This is a genomic window from Cupriavidus pauculus, assembly GCF_022179805.1.
Lineage (GTDB): Bacteria > Pseudomonadota > Gammaproteobacteria > Burkholderiales > Burkholderiaceae > Cupriavidus > Cupriavidus pauculus_E.
Genome location: NZ_BPUO01000020.1, coordinates 20021 through 46114, shown reverse-complemented (window position 1 = coordinate 46114; position 26094 = coordinate 20021). Strand labels below are relative to the sequence as shown.

Annotated in this window: 24 protein-coding genes; 2 read left to right on the top strand and 22 right to left on the bottom strand. The window is 64.0% G+C overall.

Annotated elements, in window-relative coordinates; translation table 11 throughout:
* Positions 1-7 precede the first annotated feature (7 nt).
* From MFF62_RS27705 to MFF62_RS27695, 3 genes are all read right to left on the bottom strand, one after another.
* Positions 8-445, bottom strand: a complete 438-nt coding sequence (locus MFF62_RS27705) for a YbgC/FadM family acyl-CoA thioesterase (protein WP_238266541.1) — start codon at positions 443-445, stop codon at positions 8-10.
* A 62-nt stretch (positions 446-507) separates the two neighbouring features.
* Complete coding sequence (locus MFF62_RS27700; protein WP_238266534.1) at positions 508-1491, bottom strand: tripartite tricarboxylate transporter substrate binding protein; 984 nt, start codon at positions 1489-1491, stop codon at positions 508-510.
* Between the two features lie 122 nt (positions 1492-1613).
* The gene (locus tag MFF62_RS27695; RefSeq protein WP_238266532.1) at positions 1614-2612 is read right to left on the bottom strand and encodes an alpha/beta hydrolase; all 999 of its coding nucleotides are present in this window, start codon (positions 2610-2612) and stop codon (positions 1614-1616) included.
* 333 nt (positions 2613-2945) lie between these two features.
* Between MFF62_RS27695 and MFF62_RS27690 the strand changes: the two genes are divergently transcribed.
* Complete coding sequence (locus tag MFF62_RS27690) at positions 2946-3467, top strand: O-acetyl-ADP-ribose deacetylase (RefSeq protein WP_238266526.1); 522 nt, start codon at positions 2946-2948, stop codon at positions 3465-3467.
* 26 nt (positions 3468-3493) lie between these two features.
* Here MFF62_RS27690 and MFF62_RS27685 read toward each other — a convergent pair whose 3' ends face one another.
* The 11 genes from MFF62_RS27685 to MFF62_RS27635 form a co-directional block, all read right to left on the bottom strand.
* Positions 3494-4426, bottom strand: coding sequence for an alpha/beta fold hydrolase (locus MFF62_RS27685; protein ID WP_238266685.1), 933 nt, complete (start codon positions 4424-4426; stop codon positions 3494-3496).
* Between the two features lie 54 nt (positions 4427-4480).
* Positions 4481-5383, bottom strand: a complete 903-nt coding sequence (locus MFF62_RS27680) for an SDR family oxidoreductase (RefSeq protein ID WP_238266524.1) — start codon at positions 5381-5383, stop codon at positions 4481-4483.
* 102 nt (positions 5384-5485) lie between these two features.
* A complete protein-coding gene (locus MFF62_RS27675) occupies positions 5486-6421 on the bottom strand; it encodes a glutathione S-transferase family protein (RefSeq protein ID WP_238266522.1) in 936 nt (311 codons plus the stop codon).
* A gap of 62 nt (positions 6422-6483) precedes the next feature.
* The gene (locus tag MFF62_RS27670; protein WP_238266520.1) at positions 6484-7326 is read right to left on the bottom strand and encodes a class II aldolase/adducin family protein; all 843 of its coding nucleotides are present in this window, start codon (positions 7324-7326) and stop codon (positions 6484-6486) included.
* Between the two features lie 48 nt (positions 7327-7374).
* Complete coding sequence (locus MFF62_RS27665; protein ID WP_238266518.1) at positions 7375-8388, bottom strand: NADP-dependent oxidoreductase; 1014 nt, start codon at positions 8386-8388, stop codon at positions 7375-7377.
* A gap of 57 nt (positions 8389-8445) precedes the next feature.
* Positions 8446-8877: a PaaI family thioesterase gene (locus MFF62_RS27660; protein WP_283205387.1), complete on the bottom strand. Its 432-nt coding sequence runs from the start codon at positions 8875-8877 to the stop codon at positions 8446-8448.
* A 216-nt stretch (positions 8878-9093) separates the two neighbouring features.
* Positions 9094-9876 (bottom strand): SDR family oxidoreductase, encoded by a 783-nt coding sequence (locus tag MFF62_RS27655; RefSeq protein WP_238266517.1) that lies wholly within the window; start codon positions 9874-9876, stop codon positions 9094-9096.
* Positions 9877-9912: 36 nt separating this feature from the next.
* A complete protein-coding gene (locus MFF62_RS27650) occupies positions 9913-11772 on the bottom strand; it encodes an acyl-CoA dehydrogenase (RefSeq protein WP_238266516.1) in 1860 nt (619 codons plus the stop codon).
* Positions 11773-11989: 217 nt separating this feature from the next.
* Positions 11990-13168: an acetyl-CoA C-acyltransferase gene (locus MFF62_RS27645; RefSeq protein ID WP_238266515.1), complete on the bottom strand. Its 1179-nt coding sequence runs from the start codon at positions 13166-13168 to the stop codon at positions 11990-11992.
* A gap of 69 nt (positions 13169-13237) precedes the next feature.
* Positions 13238-13903: a bifunctional nicotinamidase/pyrazinamidase gene (gene pncA / locus MFF62_RS27640; protein WP_238266514.1), complete on the bottom strand. Its 666-nt coding sequence runs from the start codon at positions 13901-13903 to the stop codon at positions 13238-13240.
* A 36-nt stretch (positions 13904-13939) separates the two neighbouring features.
* On the bottom strand, positions 13940-16021 hold the full coding sequence (locus MFF62_RS27635) for a 3-hydroxyacyl-CoA dehydrogenase NAD-binding domain-containing protein (RefSeq protein WP_238266512.1): 2082 nt from the start codon (positions 16019-16021) through the stop codon (positions 13940-13942).
* Positions 16022-16543: 522 nt separating this feature from the next.
* Between MFF62_RS27635 and MFF62_RS27630 the strand changes: the two genes are divergently transcribed.
* Entirely contained in the window at positions 16544-18040 is a 1497-nt protein-coding gene (locus MFF62_RS27630) for an amino acid permease (RefSeq protein ID WP_283205386.1), read from the top strand.
* A gap of 54 nt (positions 18041-18094) precedes the next feature.
* Here MFF62_RS27630 and MFF62_RS27625 read toward each other — a convergent pair whose 3' ends face one another.
* From MFF62_RS27625 to MFF62_RS27590, 8 genes are all read right to left on the bottom strand, one after another.
* The gene (locus MFF62_RS27625) at positions 18095-18241 is read right to left on the bottom strand and encodes a hypothetical protein (RefSeq protein ID WP_238266504.1); all 147 of its coding nucleotides are present in this window, start codon (positions 18239-18241) and stop codon (positions 18095-18097) included.
* 46 nt (positions 18242-18287) lie between these two features.
* Entirely contained in the window at positions 18288-18746 is a 459-nt protein-coding gene (locus MFF62_RS27620; protein ID WP_238266502.1) for a hypothetical protein, read from the bottom strand.
* Between the two features lie 165 nt (positions 18747-18911).
* Positions 18912-19625 (bottom strand): ABC transporter ATP-binding protein, encoded by a 714-nt coding sequence (locus MFF62_RS27615; RefSeq protein WP_238266501.1) that lies wholly within the window; start codon positions 19623-19625, stop codon positions 18912-18914.
* Positions 19622-20398: an ABC transporter ATP-binding protein gene (locus tag MFF62_RS27610; RefSeq protein ID WP_238266499.1), complete on the bottom strand. Its 777-nt coding sequence runs from the start codon at positions 20396-20398 to the stop codon at positions 19622-19624. The genes MFF62_RS27615 and MFF62_RS27610 overlap by 4 nt, the downstream gene beginning before the upstream one ends.
* Entirely contained in the window at positions 20395-21708 is a 1314-nt protein-coding gene (locus tag MFF62_RS27605) for a branched-chain amino acid ABC transporter permease (protein ID WP_238266496.1), read from the bottom strand. The genes MFF62_RS27610 and MFF62_RS27605 overlap by 4 nt, the downstream gene beginning before the upstream one ends.
* 3 nt (positions 21709-21711) lie before the next feature.
* Entirely contained in the window at positions 21712-22659 is a 948-nt protein-coding gene (locus MFF62_RS27600) for a branched-chain amino acid ABC transporter permease (protein ID WP_238266495.1), read from the bottom strand.
* Between the two features lie 104 nt (positions 22660-22763).
* Positions 22764-24023 carry a branched-chain amino acid ABC transporter substrate-binding protein gene (locus MFF62_RS27595; protein WP_238266493.1) on the bottom strand — a complete coding sequence of 420 codons (1260 nt, stop codon included), beginning with the start codon at positions 24021-24023 and terminating at the stop codon, positions 22764-22766.
* 154 nt (positions 24024-24177) lie between these two features.
* Positions 24178-25803, bottom strand: coding sequence for a 3-(methylthio)propionyl-CoA ligase (locus tag MFF62_RS27590; protein WP_238266491.1), 1626 nt, complete (start codon positions 25801-25803; stop codon positions 24178-24180).
* Positions 25804-26094 lie beyond the last annotated feature (291 nt).

Below are 26094 nucleotides of genomic sequence, written 5' to 3'. Positions count from 1 at the left end.
ATAAGCGTCAACCCTCAGGCTTCACCACCTCCCAATCCGTAATCGTCTCCCTCACCTGCCCCGGAATCGGCGCCGACTTCTGCGTAGCCGGATCGGCACACACATAGACGATCTCGCCGGTAATCAGGTGTTCGTCACCGCGATACATCTCCACGCGGAACAGCATGCTTGACCGCCCCAGACGGGCCATGCGCCCACGAATTTCCAGCATGTCGTCGAAGCGCGCCGAGGCGTGATATTCGAGCGTCGACTTGACCACGAAGATGTCCACGCCATGCGCGTGCAGCACGTCTTCGGGATAGCGGATACCTACCGCACGCCAGTACTCGGTCACGCAGATGTCGCAATACGTCAGGTAGTGCGCGTTGAACACGATCGACTGCGGATCGACTTCGGACCAGCGCACGCGCAGCGGCACGCTGTGGCGAAAATCCTCTTTTGCCATCTGTCGGTAGCTCCCAAAAGAAAAAGGGGCACCCCGTGGAGTGCCCCGCTTGCCCGCCCCGCTTACTGCGGCTTGTTCAGGCCCAGCTTCTCGATGATCGCGCGCTCGCGCTTGACCGTGTCGGCGGCAAAGGCCGTGTACTGGGTGCTGTTCATGTAGTACGGCTCCATGTCGAACTTGGCCAGCGATTCGCGGTAGTTCGGCATTTCCATGGCCTGCTTGAACGCGTCATGCAGCTTCTTGACGATGGCCGGATCGGTGCCCTTGGGCGCCACCAGGCCGAACGGCGAGGTCTGCACGATGCCCATGCCCAGTTCCTTCAGCGTCGGCACGTTCGGGAAGCGCGCCGAGCGCTTGTCGCCCCAGGTGGACAGCAGACGCAGCTTGCCGCTTTCCACGTACTGCGCCCAGGCCGGGGTATCGGCCACCGACATCACGTGGCCGCCCAGCAGTGCCTGCATCGACTCGGAATTGCCCTTGTACGGCACGTGCGAGAACTGCACGTTCTGGCGCAGCGCCAGGTCTTCCATCGTCAGGTGCAGCGTGGTCATCGAGCCCGGCGAGCCGTACGTCAGCTTGCCCGGATTGGCGCGGGCGTAGGCGATGTAGTCCTGCATCGTCTTGATCGGCGAGTCCGCGGGCACGACCAGGCCGAACGAATAGCCGGCCAGGTTGATCACGTAGGACAGGTCCTTGACCGGGTCCCAGCTGATCTTCTGGATGTACGGCAGGCGGTACACGGGCATGGCCACCTGGGCCAGCGTGTAGCCGTCGGGCGCCGTCGTCTGCATCATCTGTGCGGGCAGCACACCGCCGGCACCGGGCTTGTTCTCGACGATCACGGGCTGGCCCAGGATCTTCGAGGCGTTGTCCGCGAGCACGCGGAACGGGATGTCCGTGGACCCACCGGCCGTGTAGCCAATGACAAGGCGAATCGGGCGGGTCGGGAATTTGTCCGCCTGGGCATGGGCCGGCATGGCGGCCATTCCAACTGCGGCCGAAGCGGCGATCAGGCCCACCTGGGCCATAAAGTGGCGGCGTTGCATGAGTGTTGTCTCCTTCTGCTGCAAAAATGCACTGTTGCGACTTCGATAAACCGTGAAACAGTTGCGGGCCCGCCCCGGTTGTTATGGGAGGGGTCGGGCCGGAAATCCTGGTAATTCTGTTGCTACGTGCCGAACGCCCTCCGCAACGCGGCCACGGCATCGGCATGCGCGCCGGCCACCGCGTGGATGAAACGTCCGAGCTTGAAGAAATCGTGGATCATCGTCGGGTAGTCGGCAAGCACTGCCGACACGCCCGCCGCCTGGAGCTTGGCCGCATAGGCCACCCCTTCGTCGTGCAGCGGGTCGTAGCCAGCCACGGCCACCCAGGCCGGGCAGACGCCGCGCACATCGGCGCCGGCGCCACCGCCGTCGAGCGGCGCGAAGCGCCAGTCGTCGCGGCTTGCGTCCGTGTCCAGGTACTGCGAGAAGAACCACTGGATCATGTCGGCCGTCAGCAGGTAGCCGTCGGCCAGTGCGCGGTGCGACGGCATATCCTGGCGCGCACTCGTGCCCGGATAGATCAGCATCTGCAGCACCGGCTGCAAGCCGGCATCACGCGCCTCGACGGCACATGCCGCGGCCAGCGTGCCGCCCGCGCTGTCGCCACCGATGGCGATGCACGCCGGGTCCGCGCCCAGGCGCGCCGCTTCGGCGAACACCCAGTGCAACACGTCGAACGCGTCGTTGGCGGCGGTCGGAAACTTCCAGTCCGGCCCTAGCCGGTAGTCGACCGACAGCACCAGGCAGTCGGCCCCGTTGCAGAACACGCGGCACAGCGAGTCATGCGAATTGACGCTGCCGACCGTGAATCCGCCGCCATGGAAGTACACCAGCAGCGGCAGCGGATCGGCCCAGCTTGCCTCGCGCGGCGCATAGAGCCGCACCGGAATCTCATGGCCGTCGCGCGCGGCGACGGTGAAATTCTCCACGGCGTGCACCGGGGCCGGGTTCAGGTCCAGGATCGGCGCGCTTTTTTCGTAGCCGATCTTGGCGTCCGCCGGCTCCATCGTATGGAGCGACGGCCGCTTGGCCCGCCCGATCAGCTCAAGCAGCTGCGCGACCTGGGGGTCGAGCGGCTGGGCGGGCAAACCGGGAGTGGATGGATAAGGCTGGGCGGACATGTCGATCGGTCGAAGTCGGACTGGCGGCCATGTTAGACCGTTGCCGATCGGGGGCACACCATAACCACAAAGGCCCTGCAGGTACGTGCGAGTACGTGCAGGTTCGCCGGGATTCGAGACAGTTTCAAATTGTGAACGGTCGTTCGATTTCTGTAACTATGCCAGCGTTTGCCGGCAGCGGCATTACGAAATAACCCTTGGATCCACGCTTGCTGCACCTTTTGCGCGATCACCGGCCATGCCTGCGATGCTGCCGGGCGCACGTTTGCCGCCTATGCTAGTAGGGCATCCCAGGCAGAGTTTCGACAGGTCCCATTCGAACCAGGAGACACCATGACAGGCGAGCATTTGCAGGTTGTGCACGGGGATATCACGCGGATGGAGGTAGACGCCATCGTCAACGCGGCCAATAGCGGCCTGCTTGGCGGCGGCGGTGTGGACGGGGCGATCCATGGCGCGGGCGGGCTGGCCATCAAGACGGCGTGCCAGGCCATTCGCGATACACAAGGCGGCTGCCCGACCGGCGAGGCCGTCATCACCACGGGAGGCCTGCTGCCGGCGCCCTATGTCATCCACGCGGTCGGGCCGGTCTGGCAAGGCGGCGGACAGAACGAGGACGAACTGCTGGCCAACGCCTACCGCAACAGCATCCGCCTGGCGGCGGAGCATAACCTGCGCACGGTGGCCTTTCCGAACATCAGCACGGGCATCTACGGCTTTCCGCGCGAGCGGGCCGTCGATATCGCCATTGCGGCGGTACGCGAGGCGCTGGCCCGCGCGCCCAAGATCGAGCAGGTGACGTTCGTCTGCTTCGACGACGAGAACTACAGGCTCTATCGCGAACGACTGAGCTGAATCACCTCACCTGCCCGTTCAGCCATTCACGGCAGCGCGCTGCGGATCAACAGGTTGATCCGCTCCGGCTGCTCGTGAATGATCCAGTGCGTGCCTTCCGGAATGCGCTCCAGGCGCAGGTCGGGCACGAACTCGTCCAGCCCGTTGACCAGCGACTTGGGTAGCGCCCGGTCGTTTTCGCCCCAGATCACCAGCGTCGGCACCCGGATCACGAACATGGACGGGTCCAGCCGCGAGATGTCGGGAGCCGTTTCGCCCTGGGCTGGCGGATGCATGGGCGTGGCGCGGTAGTAGTTCACCCCGCCAGTCAGCGGATGCGAGCCCTCGTCGCCCGGTTCTGACCAGGCGGCGTGATACTTGGCGCGCGTCTCGCCGTTGAACCACGCGGGCGGGCTGCCCGCATCGCCGGTCAGCATCTTTTCCAGCAGCGCGAAGTCGTTGGCGGCCAGCGCCTGTTCCGATCCGGGCTTGCGCAGCCAGTTCATGTAAGCCGACGCCTGCTGTTGCGCCGGATCGGCGGACAACGCGCGGGCAAACAGGTACGGGTGCGGCGAGTTGATGATGACAAAACGCTCGATCAGGTCCGGGAACTGGGCCGCCAGGTTCCAGCAGACCGCCCCGCCCCAGTCATGGGCCACGATCGTGCAGCGGTCGTAGCCCAGCACGCGGATGAACTGCACGAGGTCTTCGACCAGCTGCTTCGGCCGGTAGGCCTCGGCCGCCGCCGGCTTGCCCGACAGGTTGAAGCCGCGCAGGTCGGGGGCCACTGCAAAATGGGTCTGGCCAAATTCGGCCAGCTGCCGTTCCCACGCGTACCAGAACTCCGGAAAGCCGTGTACGAACAGGATCAGCGGCTTGCCTTGCTCTCCCGCACTGCCGTAATGCAGTCGCATGCCATTGGGCAAATTGGCGAACTGCAGGTGATGAATCACGGCGGGTGCGGTCATCATGGTCTCCATGGCCATTTCTGCCATCACAGGTCTCCCAGTCGACGATGCAAGAAAGTGGCCAGGTCAGCCACGCAGCGCGGCAACCAGACCCGCACGCACTTCGGGCCTGTCGCCGAACGGATCGCCAGGATTGGTCTGGTCGACGATGTGTTCCATGCGCTGTCGCACCGCGGCCAGTGCCTGCGGGTGCGAATAAATATAGAAGCTTTCGTCGCGGATGGCGTCGAACGTCAGTTGCGCCACGTCGGCGGCCGTGACCTTGCCCGAACTGACTGCCTTGTCCGACAGCGCCTGCGACACCATCTGCGACCGCGTGGGCGGCGCATCGTTGGTCAGGCCCGAGGGACGATTGCGGTGCGACTGGCTGATGCCGGTTGGCACGAAGTACGGGCACAGTACCGAGCAGCGCACCTGTTCGGTGACCAGGCCCAGGTCGTGATGGAGCGTTTCGGTGAGCGACACCACCGCGTGCTTGGACACGTTGTAGACGCCCATCGCCGGCGGATTCAGCAGCCCGGCCATCGACGCCGTATTGATGATATGCCCCTGGAACGACGGATCCTTGGCGGCGGCCGCCAGCATCAGCGGAGTAAAGATGCGCACGCCGTGGATAACCCCGTACAGGTTCACGCCCAGCACCCACTCCCAGTCCTTCTCGGTGTTTTCCCAGACAAAGCCGCCCGCGCCCACGCCCGCGTTGTTGAACACGAGGTTGACCTCACCGAACGTGGTCATCGCGGCATCGGCCAGCGCCTGCACCTGCTCGGCCTTCGACACATCCGTACGCAGGCCGATGACCTGCGTGCCCTGCGACTTCAGTTCGGCAACCGTGGCATCGAGCGCGTCTTCCTGGACGTCGGCCAGTACGAGCTTCATGCCCAGCTGGGCACCAATCCGCGCGAATTCCTTGCCGAATCCCGAGGCACCCCCGGTAATGACGGCTACCCTGCCTTCGAACTGCTTCATGGTTGTCTCCTCCGTTTACGGATGGTTTGTCTTGGCTCGCTTTTGTCTTTGTCTTGCTCCCCTCTCCCGCTTTGCGGGAGAGGGGAACACTCTTTCAGTCCTTCAACCTGCTGCGCGGACGTGGTAGTTCTGGCGCGGGAAATTCACGTTGACCGCGCCGGCGCGGGAGTCCTGGCGGCGGATGGTCACCACGTGCTCGGTCAGCGTCAGCAGTACGCCGGCAACCGGGTCCTTGGCGTAGTCGTTGGGGGTGACGGTGACTGCGTCGCCAGCGGCAAAGCCGGCGCCGGGCAGGATGGTCGGGTCGTGCGGGAGCGGATCGTGGTCGTAGGCATCGGCAATGGCCGATTCCGACGGCACCACGCGGAGCTTGCCGTGCCCGTACGCCTGCATGCGCGCGAACCACGTCTTGACCAGCGGATAGCCGTCGAGCAGCGCGGCCAGCGCCGGCGCGCGGCGGATGAACCAGATGCAGTGGAACAGCGAAAAATCGGCAATCGACAGTTCCGGCCCGGCCACGTGCTGGACGCCGGCCGCAAACTGCTCCTGCAACTGCGCGAACGTCTCATGCAGCATCGCCGCCGCCTCGGGCAACGGCATGCGCAGCGCATTGGTATCGCCGCGCATGGCCTTGCGGTCGGCCATGAATGCCTGGATCTGCCCCGGCGACAGGTGCGACAGCATCGCCTGCACCCCGGCCGGCTGCATTGCATAGGTGACGGTGGCCGTGAACAGCGCACTGTCGATCCAGGCCGCGGCCATGCGTGCGTGAGCCGCCTGGGCAGCCGGGTAAAGCGGCGGATTGGGCGCCATTCGGTCCAGCACCGCGCAGATCAGGGCCGTATCGCAGTAGATATCGGCACCGATCTGCATCACCGGGGTTCGGCGATAGCCGCCGGTCAGTGCGGTGACGTCGGGCTTGGGCATGATCGGCGGAATTTCCACCGCACACCACGACATGTTCTTGGCACCCAATACGAGCCGAACTTTCTCGGAGAACGGCGACGTTGCGTATTGATGCAGGATGATTTCGGGCATCTTGGCCTTTTAGAAGAAGGATCGAGGAATTCGTCCGGCGTTGACCGGATTGTGACCCCTTCTTAATCGAGCAGATCCGGCTGTTCTTTAACGATTCGTGCGTACAACGGCTGAAACTGGAACCAGCCGGCCTGGGCCGTACCCACGATCGAGCACGCCTGGCGCGCGGCGGCGTCGCTGATCGTCTTCGGCGCCTCGCCGGTACGGGCGGCCGCCGATTCCGCCAGGATCTGCACCTGGCACGACCGCTCCATCGTGATGAACCACCAGGCGGCTTCGTCCACGGTCTTGCCTACCGTCAGCAGACCATGGTTCTGCAGGATCACCGCCTTGTTCGGCCCCAGCGCGTTGGCAATGCGCTGGCCCTCGTCCAGTTCGACCACCACGCCGCCGAAATCGTCGTACAGCGCGTGATCGTTGTAGAACGCGCAGACATCCTGCGTCAGCGGGTCGAGCTTGCGGCCCAGCGTGGACCACGCCCGGCCATGTGTGCTGTGCGAATGGGCCGCGGCCACGGCGTCGTCGCGGGTCTGGTGCACGCGCGAGTGGATCGCAAAGGCGGCCGCATTCACCGGATAGTCGCCCTCCACCACGTTGCCATGGTGATCGCAGCGGATCAGGTTCGACGCCTTGACCTGGCTGAAATGCACGCCGAACGGATTGACCCAGAACGTATCGGTGAACTCGGGGTCGCGCGCCGTGATATGGCCGGCCACGCCCTCGTCAAAGCCAAACTTGGAGAACAGCCGGAACGCCGCCGCCAGCCGCTGCTTGCGATGCAGCCGCTCTTGCGCCGGGGTATCGAACTTCGGCGGACGCGGCAGGTTGCGGTAGCGGGCCTTGACCTCCTCGGACAGGCCTGCGGCGATGTCGTCACGGTCGGCGGGGGATTGCGGGGCGTTCATGGCTGTCTCCTTTGTGGGCTTGCTGCTTGTTTTTGTGCAGTCTTGCGGTCAGACCATCTTCACGAGCTGCTTACCGAAGTTTTTGCCCTTCAGCAGGCCGATGAAGGCGTCCGGCGCGCTGGCCAGACCTTCGGCAATGCTTTCGCGGAACTTGATCTTGCCCTGGGCCACATAGCCGCCCAGTTCCTTGAGCGCCTGGGGCCAGACTTCCATGTGCTCGGACACGATGAAGCCCTCGATCTTGCAGCGCGACACCAGAATGGCGCGCGGATTGCGCAGCGGCATGTCCTGGCCGTCGTAGCCGGCGATCAGGCCGCACACGGCAATGCGCGCGAACGGATTCAGGCGGGACAGCACCACGTCGAGGATGTCGCCACCGACGTTCTCGAAATAGCCATCGACACCATTCGGCGTCACGGCCTTGACCATCGCGTACAGCTCCTTGGCGTCCTTGGCCGCCTTGTAGTCCACGCACGCGTCAAAGCCCAGTTCACGGGTCACGTAGTCGCACTTGTCCTTGCCACCGGCCACGCCCACCACATGGCAGCCCGCCAGCTTGGCCAGTTGGCCCACCACGCTGCCCACGGCGCCCGAGGCCGCGCTGACAACGATCGTCTCGCCAGCCTTCGGCGCGATGATCTTGTTCAGGCCGTACCAGGCCGTCACGCCGGGCATGCCGACCGAGCCTAGGTAGGCGGACAGCGGGATATGCGTGGTATCGACCTTCTGCATGCCGCCGCCGTCGGTGATGCCGATTTCCTGCCAGCCGAACATGCCGACGACCTTGTCGCCCACGTTCCATTTCGGGTTCTTGCTGGCGACCACCTCGCCCACGGTGCCGCCGATCATCACGGAATCCAGCGGTTGCGGGTCGGCGTACGACTTGCTTTCGCTCATGCGGCCGCGCATGTACGGGTCCAGCGACAGGAAATGGTTGCGCACCATGACCTGGCCGTCAGCCAGTTCAGGCACGGCCACTTCTTCCAGGCGGAAGTTGTCGGGCGTGACGGCTGCCGTGGGGCGCGAGGCCAGGACGATGCGCTTGTAGGTTTGCTTCGACATGATCGGTTCCTTCGCTCTAGGTGTGTTGTGAAAGGAAAAACTGCTGGCGCGACGGGATCAGCCGTCCGCGCCCGAATCGGCCGCGCCGGTTTCACGCTTGGGCGGCATGCGCTTGATGTACTTGAATGTGCCGGATGCCTTCGACACGACCTTGCCGTCGGCATCGACGATCTCGCCCTCGCAGAACACCATCGTCGTCGTGCGATGCACGGTCTGGCCGCGCGCGGTCAGCTTGCCTCGGCCCGGCGACATGAAACTGGTCTTCATCTCGATGGTGACCACGCCGCGCCCGTCCGCGTCCGACGACCGGCCCGCGATGGCCATCGCCACATCCAGCAGCGTCATGATGACGCCACCGTGCGCCATGTCCCAGCTGTTCTGGTGGCGCTTCTGCAGGTCGAGCTCGATCTCGCTGCGGCCGCCCTCCATGTAGTTGAAGACGACGCCGAGGTCGGTAAGGAATGGAATGCTGTGGGGGCGCTGGGTCATGATTGGGGGCTGGTAAAACGTGATCTGGGATTATGCGCGGTTTTCAGTGATCCCTGATATCTGCTCCCCTCTCCCGCGCGCGGGAGAGGGGTTGGGGGTGAGGGCTTAGTGGCTCAAATCGAGACAAATCGCAATTTGAACCTCCGCGCCCTCACCCCCGGCCCCTCTCCCATTGCATGGGAGAGGGGAGCAAAACAAACCAGGGAGAGCGCCGCATCAAACCGCGCTAACCCCGCCATCAACTGCCAGCACCTGACCCGTGATGTGCTTGCCGGCGTCCGATGCGAACAGCAGCGCGGCGCCCTTCAGGTCTTCGTCGTCGCCCAGGCGGTGAAGCGGCACGCCTTCGCACATCTTGTCCACGCCCAGGCGGTCCAGCGAGCCCTTGGTCATCTTCGACGGGAAGAAGCCCGGCGCCAGCGCATTGACGGTGATGTTGTGCTCGCCCCATTCCGCCGCCAGCGTGCGCGTGAAGTTGATCACGGCACCCTTCGACGTGTTGTACGCGATCGTCTCCATCGACCCCGGCGGATTGCCGGCCAGGCCAGCAATCGACGCCACGTTGATGATGCGGCCATTGCGGCGCGGGATCATCGACAGCTTGCCGATCTTCTGCGACAGCAGGAACAGCCCGCGGATGTTCAGGTTCATCACCTTGTCCCAGGCTTCGATTGGATGATCTTCCGCCGGGGCGCCCCACGTGGCGCCTGCGTTGTTGACCAGGATGTCCACGTGGCCAAGCTTGGCCAACGCTTCATCGGCCAGTCGTGCGATTTCGTCTTCGCGCGAGCCGTCGGCGGCAATCCAGTCGGCCTCGATGCCGCGCGCCTTCAGGTGCGCCTGCGCCGACTGCAGCTCGTCGGCCTTGCGTGCCGACAGCACCACGCGGGCGCCCTGCTCGCCCAGTGCTTCGGCAATCTGCAGGCCCAGGCCGCGCGATCCGCCCGTGATCAGCGCGGTGCGGCCCTTCAGGTCGAACAGTTGCTGGATGGTTCTCATGTTGTCTCCCAATTTTTGTTTCTGGAACACCCGGCTTTAGAACCAGGCGTCCTGCATGTCGAGCGTCGTGCGGTCCAGCGAGGCCAGCAGGTCGAGCTGCGGATAGACCTTCGGCAGTTCGAAGCGGAAGAAGAACGCCGCCGCCGCGAGCTTGCCGCGATAGAAATCGGCGTCCTCGCCAGCGGCGCCCGCCACGGCGGCCTGCGCCACCAGCGCCTGTTCGAGCCAGATCCACGAGACAACGATGTGGCCGAATGCTTCGAGATAGACCGATGCATTGGCCAGCGTCACGTTCGTGTCGCCGGCCGCCCAGAGTGTGCGCGTGACCTCGGCCAGACGCGCGGTGGCGGCGCCCAGCGCGCGGGCCTGCTCGCCAAGCGTCTTGTCGCCGCTGGCGGCAGCCCGTTCACAGGTGGCCTGCACGCGCTTGCCCAGCAACTGGAACGCAGCGCCATCCTGCATCACGACCTTGCGGCCCAGCAGGTCCAGGCCCTGAATGCCGTGCGTGCCTTCATGAATCGGATTCAGGCGGTTGTCGCGATAGAACTGCTCGACGTTGTACTCACGCGTATAGCCGTAGCCGCCATGCACCTGGATGGCCAGGCTGTTGGCTTCCAGGCACCATTGCGACGGCCAGCTCTTGGCGATCGGCGTCAGGATGTCGAGCAGCAGCGCCAGTTCGCGCTGCGTCTCCGTCGCACCAGCGGCCTTGGCCGCATGCTCTTCATCGACGAGCCGCGCGCAATACAGGTTCAGCGCCAGGCCACCCTCGACATAGCTCTTCTGCGCCAGCAGCATGCGGCGCACGTCGGCGTGCTCCACGAGCTTGACCTGCGGGCTGGCCGGGTCCTTGCCCTGCGGCCCCACCGGACGGCCCTGCGGACGATTACGTGCGTAGTCGAGCGAGTGCAGGTAGCCGGTGTAGCCCAGTGCCACGGCGCCAAGACCTACGCCGATGCGGGCCTCGTTCATCATGTGGAACATGCAGGCCAGACCCTTGTGCGGCTCGCCAACCAGGTAGCCAATCGCGCCTGCCTTGCCGTTGGGGCGGTACTTCATGCCCTCGCCAAAATTCAGCAGGCAATTGGTGGTGCCGCGATAGCCCATCTTGTGGTTCAGGCCGGCCAGCACCACGTCGTTGTGCTCGCCCAGCGAGCCGTCTTCGTTGACCAGGTACTTCGGCACGATGAACAGCGAGATGCCCTTCACGCCCGGAATCGGCTTGCCGTCGGGGCCGGGAATCTTGGCCAGCACCAGATGGACGATATTGTCGGACAGCTCATGCTCGCCGGCCGAGATCCACATCTTGTTGCCGCGCAGCCGGTACTGCTGCCCGAACGGCGATTCGCCTTCGAAATCGGCGCGCGTGGTGATGTCCGACAGCGACGATCCGGCCTGCGGCTCGGACAGGCACATCGTGCCGAAGAACCGGCCTTCCAGCTCGGGACGTACGAAGGTGTCGATCTGCGTCGGCGTGCCGTGCGTCAGCAGCAGGTTGGAGTTGCCGATGGTCAGGAACGGATACGAACTCGTGCCGACGTTGGCCGCCTTGAAGTACGCGAACGCGGCCTTTTCCAGCGTGACCGGCAATTGCATGCCGCCGTACTCGTAGTCCTGGCCAGCAGCCATCAGCCCGGCTTCGCAGAACGCCTTCAGGGCCGTCTTGACCTCGGGAATGATCGTGACGGTCTCGCCGTCGAAATGCGGTTCGTTGCCGTCGCTCTTTTTGTTGTGGGGCGCGAACAGGTCGGTGGCAATCTTTTCGCAGGTATCCAGCGCGGCGTCGAACGTCTCGCGCGAATGGTCTGCATAGCGGGGAATTTCGGTCAGTGACTCGGCCTTGAGCCATTCGTAGAGCACGAAGTTGAGATCACGACGGGAAAGAATCAGCGACATGGAATGCTAGGCTCCGGGCTGAAACGAAGGGCAGGCTTGGCCTTCGAAAATGCGATGAGGGAATGCTCCCCTCTCCCGCAAGCGGGAGAGGGGTTGGGGGTGAGGGTTGGCGGCTCAAGATGCGATATTGGCAAATTGAAGCGCTGGGCCCTCACCCCCGGCCCCTCTCCCGCTTTGCGGGAGAGGGGAGACAACCAGCAGCGGGTAGTCCGGAGGCTTACAGCACTTCGAACAGGCCAGCAGCGCCCTGGCCGCCGCCGATGCACATCGTCACCACGACGTACTTGACGCCACGACGCTTGCCTTCGATCAGCGCATGGCCAACCAGGCGCGCACCAGACACACCGTACGGGTGGCCCACGGCGATGGCACCGCCGTTGACGTTCAGGCGATCCATCGGGATGCCCAGCTTGTCAGCGCAGTACAGCACCTGCACAGCGAACGCCTCGTTCAGTTCCCACAGGCCGATGTCCTCGACCTTGAGACCCGTCTTCTTCAGCAGCTTGGGCACCGCGAACACCGGGCCGATACCCATTTCATCGGGTTCGCAACCGGCCACGGCAAAGCCGCGGAACACGCCCAGCGGCTGCAGGCCCTTGGCCGCTGCCACGCGTGCGTTCATGACCACGGCTGCCGAGGCGCCGTCCGAGAACTGCGACGCGTTGCCAGCGGTGATCACGCCACCGGGCATTGCCGTGCGGATCTTCGACACGCCTTCCAGCGTGGTGTCGGCGCGGATGCCTTCGTCGGCGTCGATCGTGACTTCCTTGGTCATCAGCTGGCCAGTGGCCTTGTCGGCCACGCCCGCCAGTACCGTCATCGGCACGATCTCGTCCTTGAACTTGCCGGCTTCCAGCGCGGCTGCGGCACGCAGCTGGCTCTGGACACCGTACTCGTCCTGGCGGTCCTTCGAGATGTTGTAGCGCTTGGCCACGTTCTCGGCGGTCTGCAGCATGCTCCAGTAGATTTCCGGCTTGTTCTTGTTCAGCCAGCTTTCCTGGATCATGTGGCGGTTCATCTCCTGCTGCACGCACGAGATCGACTCAACGCCGCCGGCCACGAAGATGTCGCCTTCGTCGGCGATCACGCGCTGTGCCGCCATGGCGATGGTCTGCAGGCCCGACGAGCAGAAGCGGTTCACGGTGGCGCCGGGCACGGTCACCGGGCAGCCGGCGCGCAGTGCGATCTGGCGCGCGATGTTGGCACCGGTGGCGCCTTCGGGGTTGGCACAGCCCATCAGCACGTCTTCCACTTCACCGGCCTCGATCTTGGCGCGGGCGATGGCGTGCTGCACGGCATGGCCGCCCAGGGTGGCGCCGTGGGTCATGTTGAAAGCGCCTTTCCAGCTCTTGGCCAGCGCGGTGCGCGCCGTGGATACGATGACTGCCTCGTTCATGTGTTGCTCCTCGGTATCTTGGTTCTTTCGCAAATATGCGAGAAATATTCGGTATTGCGGCGTGAGCCGTCAGGATTCGGGCAGCCAGGGATTGTGGTTCGCACTACCGGCCAGCAATGCCTCGGACGTCATGCGCTGGACACCAGCCTCGGCCAGATCGCGCCACGCCTGCGCCAGCGACCCGTTCAGGTCGATTGCGCGGCAGGCGTCCTCGACGATCACGGCCTCGAAGCCGGCGGCGCGCGCATCGAGCGCGCTCCAGGCCACGCAGTAGTCCGTTGCCAGCCCCGCGAAGACCACGCGCCGCACGCCCTGCTCGCGCAGGTAGCCGGCCAGGCCGGTTTTCGTCGTGCGGTCCGCTTCCACGAAGGCGCTGTAGCTGTCCACCCCGGCGTGATGACCCTTGCGGATCACCAGCCGTGCATGCGGGACATGCAGGTCCGCGTGAAGCGCGGCGCCGTCAGTGTCCTGCACGCAGTGGTCGGGCCACAGCACCTGCTCGCCGTACGGCAGCATGGTGGTCTGGAACGGCACCGCGCCGGCATGGCTGGTGGCAAACGACGCATGGCCGGCCGGATGCCAGTCCTGCGTCAGCACCACATGCTCGAACGCCGCTGCCAGCCGGTTGACCACGGGCACGACCTCGTTGCCCTGCGGCACGGCCAGCGCGCCACCAGGCATGAAATCGTATTGCACGTCGACAACCAGCAGGCAATCCTGCGCGCCGTAGGTCATGGTTCCGTTACCCCTGTCGGTTCACGCCAACGTATCTCAGCCGTTGAAGCCCTTGCCCTCGTCGGCCAGCTTCTGCAGCAGCGGGGCCACCTTCCACGCTTCGCCGTGGTAACCCTTGGCAAAGCGCTTCATGACCTGCGCCACGTTGAACAGGCCAACCTGGTCTGCGTACAGCATCGGGCCGCCGCGGAACAGCGGGAAGCCGTAGCCGGTCAGGTAGACCATGTCGATGTCCGACGCCTTCGAGGCAATACCTTCTTCCAGGATCTTCGCGCCTTCATTCACCAGCGCGAACACCAGGCGCTCCACGATTTCCTCATCGGAAATCTTGCGGCGCGTGATGCCGAGTTCCTTCGAATGCTCGACGATCATTTCGTTGACCTGCGCATTCGGGTACGGCTTGCGGTCGCCCGCCTTGTAGTCGTACCAGCCGGCGCCGGTCTTCTGGCCGAAACGGCCCATTTCGCACAGCTTGTCGGCCGTCTTCGAGTACTGGATGTCCGGCTTGTCCACGGCGCGGCGCTTGCGGATGGCCCAGCCGATGTCGTTGCCGGCCAGGTCGCCCATTCGGAACGGGCCCATCGCGAAACCGAACTTCTCGATCGCGCGATCCACTTGCTCGGGCAGCGCACCTTCGTCCAGCAGGTAGCCGGCCTGGCGGCTGTACTGCTCGATCATGCGGTTGCCGATGAAGCCGTCGCAGACGCCCGAAACAACAGCCGTCTTCTTGATCTTCTTGCCGATCTGCATGACGGTGGCCAGCACATCCTTGCCGGTCTTTTCGCCACGCACCACTTCCAGCAGCTTCATCACGTTGGCCGGGCTGAAGAAGTGCATGCCGACCACGTCTTGCGGACGCTTGGTGAACGAGGCAATCTTGTTGACGTCGAGCGTGGACGTGTTGGAGGCCAGGATTGCGCCGTCCTTCATCACTTCGTCCAGCTTCTTGAACACGATTTCCTTGACGCCCATTTCCTCGAACACGGCCTCGATGACCATGTCCGCGTCCTTGATCTCGTCATAGGACAGCGTGGTGGTCAGCAGGCCCAGGCGCTGCTCGACCTTCTCTTGCGTCAGCTTGCCCTTCTTGGCGCTGTTTTCGTAGTTCTTGCGGATGGTGGCCACGCCACGGTCCAGCGCTTCCTGCTTGGTCTCCAGCATCGTCACGGGGATGCCGGCGTTCAGGAAGTTCATGGTGATGCCGCCGCCCATCGTGCCGGCGCCGATCACGGCAACCTTCTCGATCTTGCGGACCGGGGTGTCTCCGGACACATCGGGGATCTTGCTGGCGGCACGCTCGCCGAAGAACGCATGGCGCAGTGCGCGCGATTCCGGCGTACCCACCAGGTACATGAAGCCTTCGCGCTCTTCCTTCAGGCCAGCTTCGAACGGCTTGAGCGACGCGGCCACGGCTTCGACGCACTTCGACGGGGCCGGGAAGTTCTTGGCCACGGCGGCCACGGTGTTCTTCGCGAAGGCCAGGAAGCCTTCGGCGTTTTCATGACGCACCTTCAGGTCACGCACCTTCGGATGCGGGCCGGCTGCGGCGCCCACGTTCTGCGCGAACTTGACAGCGGCAGGCAGCACGTCGCCGTCGACGATCTCGTCGAACAGCTTCGAACCGGCGAACTTTTCCGACGGAATGGCGGTGCCGGACACGATCATGTTCAGCGCGTGCTCCAGGCCGATCAGGCGCGGCAGACGCTGCGTGCCACCGGCGCCCGGCAGCAGGCCCAGCTTGACTTCAGGCAGCGCGATCTGCGCGCCCTTGGCGGCCACGCGGTAGTTACAGCCCAGGGCCAGTTCCAGGCCGCCGCCCATGGCGACCGAGTGGATGGCCGCAACCACCGGCTTGGTGGAGGCTTCCAGCGTACGGATCACCGAATGCAGCGTCGGCTCCTGCGTGGCCTTGGGGGTATTGAATTCACGGATGTCGGCGCCGCCCGAGAACGCCTTGCCAGCGCCGGTAATGACGACGGCCTTGACGGCGGCATCGTCCAGCGCACGGGTCATGCCTTCGACGATACCCAGGCGGGTGCTGTGACCCAGCCCGTTGACGGGGGGATTGTCGAGCGTGATAACGGCTACGCCGTCCTGTACCTGATACTGCGCTGTCATACGCGTTCCTTTGGTATCTGCGAGCCCTTCGTTCTACCTAGGGGCTCATGGGTTGTCTCGGGATTCGAATTCTCGAATTCAGTTATTGCCTTGGGTACCGCCAGGACCGAAGCCCCGCTTGCGCGACGGCCCGCAATCCCTTGCGCCACAAGCCATCCGGCTCGAAAGCGGAACAAGCATACACAAAATAGCACGGTCGTTCAATTTCATTTTTCTACGATGGAAGTTGCGCCATGCGCGGCCTTCATGCCCGGCTTTTCCGCCGTTCATGTTGATCCGCCATGACGGACGAAACCCTCAGGGGGAACCCGTAGGAAATCCGGCGAGGCGTCGCGGTTTATGGCGTTTGAGGCGCTTTTACGCGGCAGCCGTCATTGCAAACGCAATGGTTTGACGTCGGCCTCCAATCGACTAGAAGTGACCCTGTAGACTCGCGCCTTTCGTTTTTTTCGGAACGGCACGCCACCCTTCCGCCCACAAGGCTTTCAGGCGGCCGCCGATCCCGACCACCCAGCGACCCTGATGACCTTCGATCCCGCCCAACCCCAATCGCAACACCAGCATCCGGTCGTCGAACACGACGACCTGCACCGCAAGCTCAAGGCACGCCACCTGACCATGATCGCGCTCGGCGGCGCCATCGGCACCGGCCTGTTCGTCGCCTCGGGCGCCTCGATCGCCCAGTCCGGCCCCGGCGGCGCCCTGCTGGCTTATTGCCTGATCGGCCTGATGGTCTATTGCCTGATGACGAGCCTGGGCGAACTGGCTGTGCATATGCCTGTGGCCGGTTCCTTCGTCACCTACAGCGCGCTCTATGTGGAAGAAGGCTTTGGCTTTGCCCTGGGTTGGAACTACTGGTTCAGCCTGGCCGTGACCATCGCCGTGGAACTGACGGCCGCGCAGCTCGTCATGCAGTACTGGTTCCCCGACGTGCCCGGCGTTTACTGGAGCGCCGGCTTTCTCGCCCTGATGTTCGCGCTCAATGCGTTCTCCGTACGCGGCTTTGGCGAGGCCGAGTACTGGTTCGCACTGATCAAGATCGTTACCGTGGTGGTTTTCCTTGTCGTTGGCGTGCTGATGATCTTCGGCATTCTCAAGGGCGGCCCGCAGTCGGGCTGGCACAACTTCACGATCGGCGACGCCCCGTTCGTGGGCGGCGTGCCAGGCCTGTTCGCGGTGGCGATGATCGCGGGGTTCTCGTTCCTGGGTACCGAGACCGTCGGCGTGGCTGCCGGCGAAGCCGACAACCCGTCGCGCACGATTCCCCGCGCGATCCGCCAGACCTTCTGGCGCATCCTGCTGTTCTATGTGCTCGCCATCCTCATCGTTGGCGTGCTGATCCCCTACACCGACCCGAGCCTGCTACGCAACGACGTGACCGATGTCGGCGTCAGCCCGTTCGCGCTGGTCTTCCGCCACGCCGGCCTGGCGTTCGCGGCAGGTGTCATGAACGCAGTGATCCTGACCGCCTTGCTGTCCGCCGGCACGTCGAGCATGTATGTGTCGACACGCATCCTCTATGGCCTGGCCGTCAGCGGCCGCGCACCAAAGGCCTTCGCAAAGCTCACGAACAACGGCGTGCCGTTCAACGCGCTGCTGATCTCCACCGCGGTTGGCGCGCTATGCTTCTTCAGCTCGCTGTTCGGCGACAAGGCCGTCTACCTGTGGCTGCTGAACACCTCCGCCATGACCGGGTTCTTTGCATGGTTTGGCATCGCCATCAGCCACTACCGCTTCCGCAAGGGGCTGATCGCCCAGGGCTTCAAGGTGACGGACCTTGCCTACCGGTCACCGCTCTATCCGTTTGGCCCGATCTTCTCCGGCGTGCTGTGCCTGGCGATCGTCGCCGGCCAGAACTACCAGGCCTTTGCCGATATCCCCGGCCGCTGGCAGGAAATCATCGCCACATACATCGGCGTGCCAGTGTTCCTGGCACTGTGGCTGGGCTACCGGCTTGCGCGCAAGACGCGGTTTATCGCGTACGAGGACATGCCGTTCGAGATCGAGAGGAAGGAGTGAAGGAGTGAAGGAGTGAGGCCGGCGAGGCCGCCCTCAGTGCGCCCTCGCCCGATTTCAACGCTGTAGTTGCTGCGTCATCGAGTAGTAGCCGACCCCCAACGACAATACGATGCAGAGCAGGCATACAACACAGACGACGCGACGCACGATCGCCTGCACATGATCAAAGTCATTTTCCATGGCTTCAACGAAGCTTCTCATCAGGACCCCCTTTATATATTGATGAATGCTGCGGGCGCAGCGATGGCTATGTGCTGGGCCGCACGACACACACGTAGCCGATGAAATTTGACACCGCACATGCAACGATGACAACGATCCAGGTCAAAGGATATCGGCGATGCTGTTGCCCATGCCGACGCCGCCGCCGCCGCTCCCGACGCATGAACGAGTCCATCGTGGCAAACGCGGCCATCACGGAGGCCGCCACCAGCACAGCAACATGGAGGCCCAGCGCAAGCCACATGACTTGCGCATCAGTTCCGGCTGGATTGCTTGCGGATGCCATCATGTAGCACCCGTTAGCGCTGATCGCAATCACGGACCACAGCAGTTGCCCGTCCGTGATGGCGAACCGGACAATGCCCACATACCGTTCCGGACTGGGACTCGAATACCGGATCAACGGCAGCAGCATCAGCGGCGCAAACAATGGGATAGCGATGTTGAATACGAACCAGCCGAACAGCTCGATGACACTGGGCATTGGCGCCTTCCCCGCAAGTTGATGTACGCGGGCCATGCTAGGCGCGGGAGCGCCAGGCACCAAGTGTCAATGTGTTAAATCGGCAGGGAAGAAACGCGGCGTTGCACCGCGCCAACTGATTCCTGCGGATGTGTGAAAACGCTTTGAGAAAGGTCTGACGGTGCGTCAGACCTCCAGCCACTCCTTCCGGATCTGCGCGTTCGCCTTCAATTCCGTCGGCGTGCCTTCGAACACGATGTGGCCGTGTCCCATCACATAGACGCGCTGCGAGATGTCTAGTGCGATGGCCAGTTTCTGTTCGATCAGCAGCACCGATACGCCGCGCTCCTTGAGCGTTTTCAGGAAATCGCCCACCAGCGTCACGATCATCGGCGCCAGGCCCTCGGTGGGCTCGTCGATCAGGATCAGGTCGGGATCGCCCATCAGCGTGCGGCATAGCGTGAGCATCTGCTGCTCGCCGCCGGACAGCACACCGGCCGACGTGTTCTCGCGCTCCTTGAGCCGGGGGAACATGCGGTACATGTCCTCCACACTCCAGCGCGGCTTTTGCTGGCGGGGATTGCGTTTCTCGCCAAGCAGCAGGTTCTGCCGGACGGTCAGCGTCGGAAAGATGTCGCGGTTCTCCGGCACGTAGCCAATGCCCGCATGGGCGATCTCGAAAGTGCGGCGGCCCAGGATCTCGTCGCCACGGAAGCGCACCGACCCTTCGGCCTTGACCATGCCCAGGATGGCCTTGGCCATGGTCGAGCGCCCCACGCCGTTGCGGCCCAGCAGCGCGACGATCTCGCCGTCGTCGATATGGGCATCCACGCCGTGCAGGATGTGGCTTTTGCCGTAGTAGGCGTGCAGGCCGGAGACTTCCAGCATGGGCTTGCTCATTCGTGGGCTCCTGCCAGCGCGGGTTCGTCGAGCGATGTGCCCAGGTAGGCTTCCTTGACGCGGCGATTGTTGCGGATGGCCTCCGGCGTGTCGGTAGCGATGACCTCGCCGTAGACCAGCACCGAGATGCGGTCAGCCAGGCCGAACACCACGCTCATATCGTGCTCCACCATGACCAGCGTCTTGCCGACGGTGACTTTCCGGATCAGCTCCACCGCGTGGTCCGATTCCGACCGGCTCATGCCCGCAGTGGGCTCGTCGAGCAGAATCACCTCGGCGCCGCCGGCGATCGTGATGCCGATCTCCAGTGCGCGCTGCTCGGCGTACGTGAGCAACCCAGCCTGCGAATTGCGGCGATGCTGCATGCCGATCAGCTCCAGCACCTCGTCCGCCCGCTCCTTGGCGTCGCGCAGCGCGGACAGCCGGTGCCAAAACGAGTACTTGTACCCCAGCGACCAGAGCACCGCGCAGCGCAAATTCTCGAATACCGACAGCCGATGGAAGATGTTGGTGATCTGGAAGCTGCGCGACAGCCCCATGCGGTTGATCTCGAACGGACGCAGCCCGGCGATGCTCTCACCGTTCAGTTTCACCGTGCCCGAGGTCGGAGAAAACCGACCCGAGATCAGGTTGAACGTCGTGGACTTGCCGGCACCGTTCGGGCCGATCAGCGCGTGCCGCTCGCCCTTGCCGATGGTCAGCGTGACGCCACGGATAATCTCGGTCTGCCCAAACCGCTTGCGGACATCCGACAGTTCGAGTGCGGCGTTCATGCGATGCCTCCGGTTTCCGCCTGGATCGCGTCGAGCTCGGCGCGCACCTTGCCCGTAGCCCAGCGCCATGCCGCATATCCCACGGCCCACAGCACAGCCGCCACCACCCATGGCGGCAATGTTCCAGCATCGAAGCCAATGCCCATCAGCGACATGGCGGTGCCGTTGGCACTGTCGACCTGCACCTTGTAGACCATCTCGACGGTCAGGATCATGGCCGCCAGCAGCACTAGCCCGGCCACGCCGGCCTGCGCGTACGACGGCACCATGCGGCCGAGCTTCTTCTTGGCCACCAGCGGCAACTGCATCAGCAGCAGGCTGGCGATGCCGCCCGGCACGAACATCACCATCCCCACGAAGAACAGGCCCAGGTACAGCAGCCACGCCTTGGTCAGGTCGGAAAGCGCCACCGCGAACAGCGTGAACACGACGGCGCCGATGACTGGCCCGAAGAACACACCCGCGCCGCCGATGAACGCGGCCAGCAGCACGCCGCCCGAACGCACCGCGCTGACGTTCTCGGCCGACACGATCTCGAAGTTGATGGCCGACAGCGCCCCGGCGATACCGGCGAAGAACGCCGACAGGATCAGCACCAGGTAGCGCACGCGCTGCGTGTTGTAGCCGATGAATTCCACGCGCTCGGGGTTGTCACGCACCGCGTTGGCAATACGCCCCAGCGGGGTCTGGGTCCATGCGTACATGGCCACCATCGACAGGAAGCACCAGATCGCGATCAGGTAGTACACCTGCCGGCCCGGGCCGAACGAGATGCCTAGGAACGGGTCGCCCACCACGCGGTTGGTCGAGATGCCGCCTTCGCCGCCGAAGAACTCGGGGAACATCAGCGAGCTGGCGAACACCATCTCGCCGATGCCCATCGTGATCATGGCGAACGTGGTGCCAGACTTCTTGGTGGTGACGTAGCCGAACAGCACGCCGAAGAAGGCCCCGGCCAGCCCGCCCACCAGCGGCAGCATCGACACCGGCAGCCACACCTTGCCCGCGCCGATCATGTTCAGCACGTGTACCGCGATGAAGGCGCCCAGGCCCGAGTAGACCGCATGCCCGAACGAGAGCATGCCGGTTTGCCCCAGCAGCATGTTGTAGGACAGCGCGAAAATGATCATGATGCCCATCTGCGACATCAGCGTCACCGCGAAACCGCCCGTGAACATCATCGGCATCGCCAGCATCACCAGCGCCGTGACGCTCCAGATGATCCAGCGCGCCAGGTTCAGCGGACGGTAGCGCAGCGTACGGCCCGTCACCACCGGCTGGGAGCTTTGTTGCATCGTCGTCGACTCCATCGCTCAGCTCTCCCGGGTGCCCATGAGCCCACGCGGGCGGAAAATCAGCATCACCACCAGCAGCAGGTATGGCATCACCGGCGCCACCTGCGCCACGGTCAGCTTCCATACCGAACTGAACGGCGTGGTGTCGGACACGGCCAGGCCGAAGCTGCCGAACAAACCCGCCAGCGATGTGTCGATGGTCACCGCGAATGTCTGCAGCACGCCAATCAGGATCGACGCGATGAACGCCCCGACCAGAGACCCCATGCCCCCCACCACGGCCACGACGAAGACGATGGACCCCACCGCCGCCGCCATCGACGGCTCGGTGACGAACGCATTGCCGCCGATCACGCCCGCTAGCCCGGCCAGGGCCGCGCCGCCGCCGAACACCATCATGAATACGCGCGGCACGTTGTGGCCCAGCGCCTCGACCATCTCCGGATGCGTCAGCGCGGCCTGGATGACCAGCCCGATGCGCGTACGCGTGAGCACCAGGTAGATCGCCACCAGCATGCCCAGCGACACCAGCATCATGAACGCGCGGTATTTGGGGAAGGACGAAGTGAAGACCGTGAACAGCGGCCCGTCGAGTTCGGCCGGAATCCGGTACGGCACGGCGGCCAGGCCCCATACCAGCTTGACGCCTTCCTCGATCAGGTAGGCCAGCCCGAAGGTGAATAGCAGTTCGGCCACGTGGCCGTACTTGTGCACGGTACGCAGGCCAAAGCGCTCGACCAGCGCCCCGGCGCCGGCCACCAGCAGCGGCGCGAAGATCAGCGCCGGCCAGAAGCCGAACTTGGTGGCGATGGTGTAGGCAAAATAGGCGCCCAGCATGTAGAAGCTGGCGTGCGCGAAGTTCAGCACGCCCATCATGCTGAAGATCAGCGTGAGCCCCGATGACAGCATGAACAGCAGCAGCCCATAGCTGACGCCGTTCAGTAGCGAGATGACGAAAAATTCCACGGCGAGTCCTCAGGGGCGGTTCCCGGAGCCGGAACCTGGCCCGACAAAAGCCATATTGTCAGGGGTTCCCGCGCTTGCGGGAACCCCAAGCCACATCCCCTGCCTCAGCCTCCGGCGCCGGGCCGCTTCATCTGGCAAGACGTCGGCTGCGCCGCCACGAACTGGTCGAGCGTCGCATTGGTCTTCCAGCCGTAGCCCGTGTTCTCCTGGTCGAACTTGATGTCCTTGCCGTTGACCTTGGTCCACGTGGCCACCACCAGCGGCTGCTGCGCCTGGTGGTCGGAGTTGCGCATCTCCACGGTGCCGTTCATGCTTTCCACCTTGATACCTTCCAGCGCCTTGGCCACCTTGACCGGATCGGTGGATCCACTGTCCTTGAACGCCTTGGCCAGCATGGCAACGCCGGTGTACGACGCCATCACGTAGAAGTCGTCGTTGTACTTCTTCTTGTACCCCTCGACGATGTCGGCACCCCGGAAGGTGGCGTTGTTCGGGTTGTAGTAGCCCACGTACTTGACGTGCTCTGCTCCGGACGCCCCCATGGCGGTCGGTACGCCAGTCGTGGCGGCGTAGTAGGTGTAGTAGTTGACGGGCAGGCCCGCGTCCTTGCCGGCCTTGATCAGCAGCGCCAGGTCGCTGCCCCAGTTGCCGGTGATCACGGTATCGGCGCCCGATGCCTTGATCTTGGCGGCATACGGCGCGAAATCCTTGACCTGTGCCAGCGGGTGCAGGTCTTCGCCGACGATCTGGATGTCAGGACGCTTGCGCTTCAGGTAGTCCTTGGCGGCGCGGGTCACCTGGTGGCCGAACGAATAGTTCTGGTTGATCAGGTAGACCTTCTTGACGCTGGGGTCCTTGGCCAGGTACGTGGTCAGGGCCTCCATCTTCATGTCGGAGTTGGCGTCGAGCCGGAAATGCCAGTAGCTGCATTTGCTGTTGGTCATGTCCGGGTCAACCGCCGCGTAGTTCAGGTAGACGATTTCCTTGCCCGGATTGCGCTCGTTGTGCTTGGCCACGGCGTCTTCCAGCGCCAGGCCCACCGACGAACCGTTGCCCTGCACGATGTAGCGGATGTTCTGGTCGACCACCTGCTTGAGGATGGTCAGGCTTTCCTGCGGGCTCAGCTTGTTGTCGAAGCCCACCACCTCGAACTTGTGCGCCCCGCCCCAGCCCTTCTGGTTGGCCACATCGGCCACATACTGCCAGCTCTTGAGCTGGTTCTGACCCACCGGGGCCATCAGCCCCGACAGCGGATCGATGAAGGCGATCTTCACCGTTTCGGCCGCCGCCATGCCCGATGCCAGCGCGGAACCCAGAGCAACAACTGCAGCCACACCTCTTACCAGCGGACGCAACCTCGTCATACCTGTCTCCTTCACTTGTTGTCGTTGGCGATTGACGGCCGCCCACATCCTCCTCGCGGGGGCGGCCGTGTCTGCGCTGTGACCGCCCTGGCGGCACACCGCAAATGCCTGCTGCGGCCTGGTCGGGGTTGATCCAGGCCATTGGGGACGGGACTCAGGCGCCGGGCAGCCGGTAGTCCTTGAACTGTTCGCGCAGCTTGAGCTTCTGCATCTTGCCGGTAGCCGTCAGCGGAATTTCGGTCACGAACGCCACCTCATCGGGAATCCACCACTTGGCCACCTTGCCCTCGAAGAAGCCCAGCAGCTCTTCGCGGCTGACCTCCATGCCGGGCCGCTTGACCACCACCAGCAGCGGACGCTCGTCCCATTTCGGGTGATACACCGAGATGCACGCGGCCATGTGCACGGCCGGATGGGCCGCGGCCACGTTCTCGATATCGATCGACGAGATCCATTCCCCGCCCGACTTGATCACGTCCTTGCTGCGGTCCGTGATCTGCATGTAGCCCTCTTCATCGATGGTGGCCACGTCGCCGGTCGGGAACCAGCCATCCACCAGCGGATTGCTGTCGTTGCGGAAGTAGCGGTCGATTACCCACGGGCCGCGCACCAGCAGGTCGCCAAAGGCCTTGCCGTCCCACGGCAGTTCGCGGCCCTCGCCGTCCACGATCTTCATGTCCACGCCGTAGATCACCCGGCCCTGCTTTTCCAGGATGCGGTGGCGCTCGTCCTCGGGCAGGTCCTTGTGACGGGCCAGCAGCTTGCAAGACGTGCCCAGCGGCGACATTTCCGTCATGCCCCAGGCGTGGATGACTTCCACGTCGAGCGCTTCCAGCGTGCGGATCATCGCCGGCGGCGCGGCCGAACCGCCAATCACGGTGCGGCGGAACGTCGAGAACTTCAGCTTGTTGGCCTGCACGTACTGCAGCAGGCCCAGCCATACCGTGGGCACCCCCGCCGAGAACGTCACGCCTTCCTGCTCGAACAGTTCGTAGAGCGACGCGCCGTCGAGCTTGGCGCCCGGGAACACCAGCTTGGCGCCCACCAGCGGCACCGAATACGGCAGGCCCCAGGCATTGACGTGGAACATCGGCACCACGGGCAGGATCACGTCCTTGGCCGAGCAACCCAGCGCGTCGGGCAGCGCCGAGGCATACGAGTGCAGTACCGTCGAACGATGCGAATACAACGCGCCCTTGGGATTGCCGGTGGTGCCCGACGTGTAGCACAGGCTCGACGCCTGGTTTTCGTCGAGGTCCGGCCATTCGTACTCGCCGTCATGCGCGTCGATCAGGTCTTCGTAGCAGAGCAGGTTCACCTTGGACTCGGCCGGCATGTGCGCGCGGTCGGCCATCATGATCCAGCCCTTCACGTTCGGGCAGTGCGGCGCCACGCCCTCCACCAGCGGCAGGAACGTCGAGTCGAAGAAGATGAAGCGGTCGTCGGCGTGATTGACGATATAGGCGATCTGCTCCGGGAACAGGCGCGGGTTGATCGTGTGGCACACGGCCCCCATGCCCGACACGCCGTAGTAGATCTCAAGGTGCCGGTAGCCGTTCCAGGCCAGCGTGCCGACGCGTTCGCCCTGCCCCACATCGAGCGCACCCAGTGCCTGCGCCACCTTGCGGGCGCGCAGCTCGCAGTCGGCATAGGTATACCGGTGAAGGTCGCCTTCGGTTCGCCGCGAGACGATTTCCGTGCTGGCGTAATAACGCGCAGCGTGCTTGATGATGGAGGAAATGAGCAGCGGCGCGCTCATCATTTGACCCATCAATGCCATGAAACGGTCTCCTTTTCGTATAAAAACGAACAACCGTTCTTATTTTTGGCCGATTCTTCCCACACCCTGCAAAAGCATCGACAAAAATGAAGAAACTTGTTGGTGATGTTGGTGGACTGACGCGTAGTGGTGTTCTCTCCAGACCCACTCGCGGACCCTGCCATGCACGGGATTGATGTCCAATATTTGCGTCGTTTTTTGACTGGTCTACGCGCAGCGGACAACCCTTGGCCGGCAGGGGAAAACCGGTGCAAGTACAATACTGCGAGCCCTGATGTGTCTCAATATGTC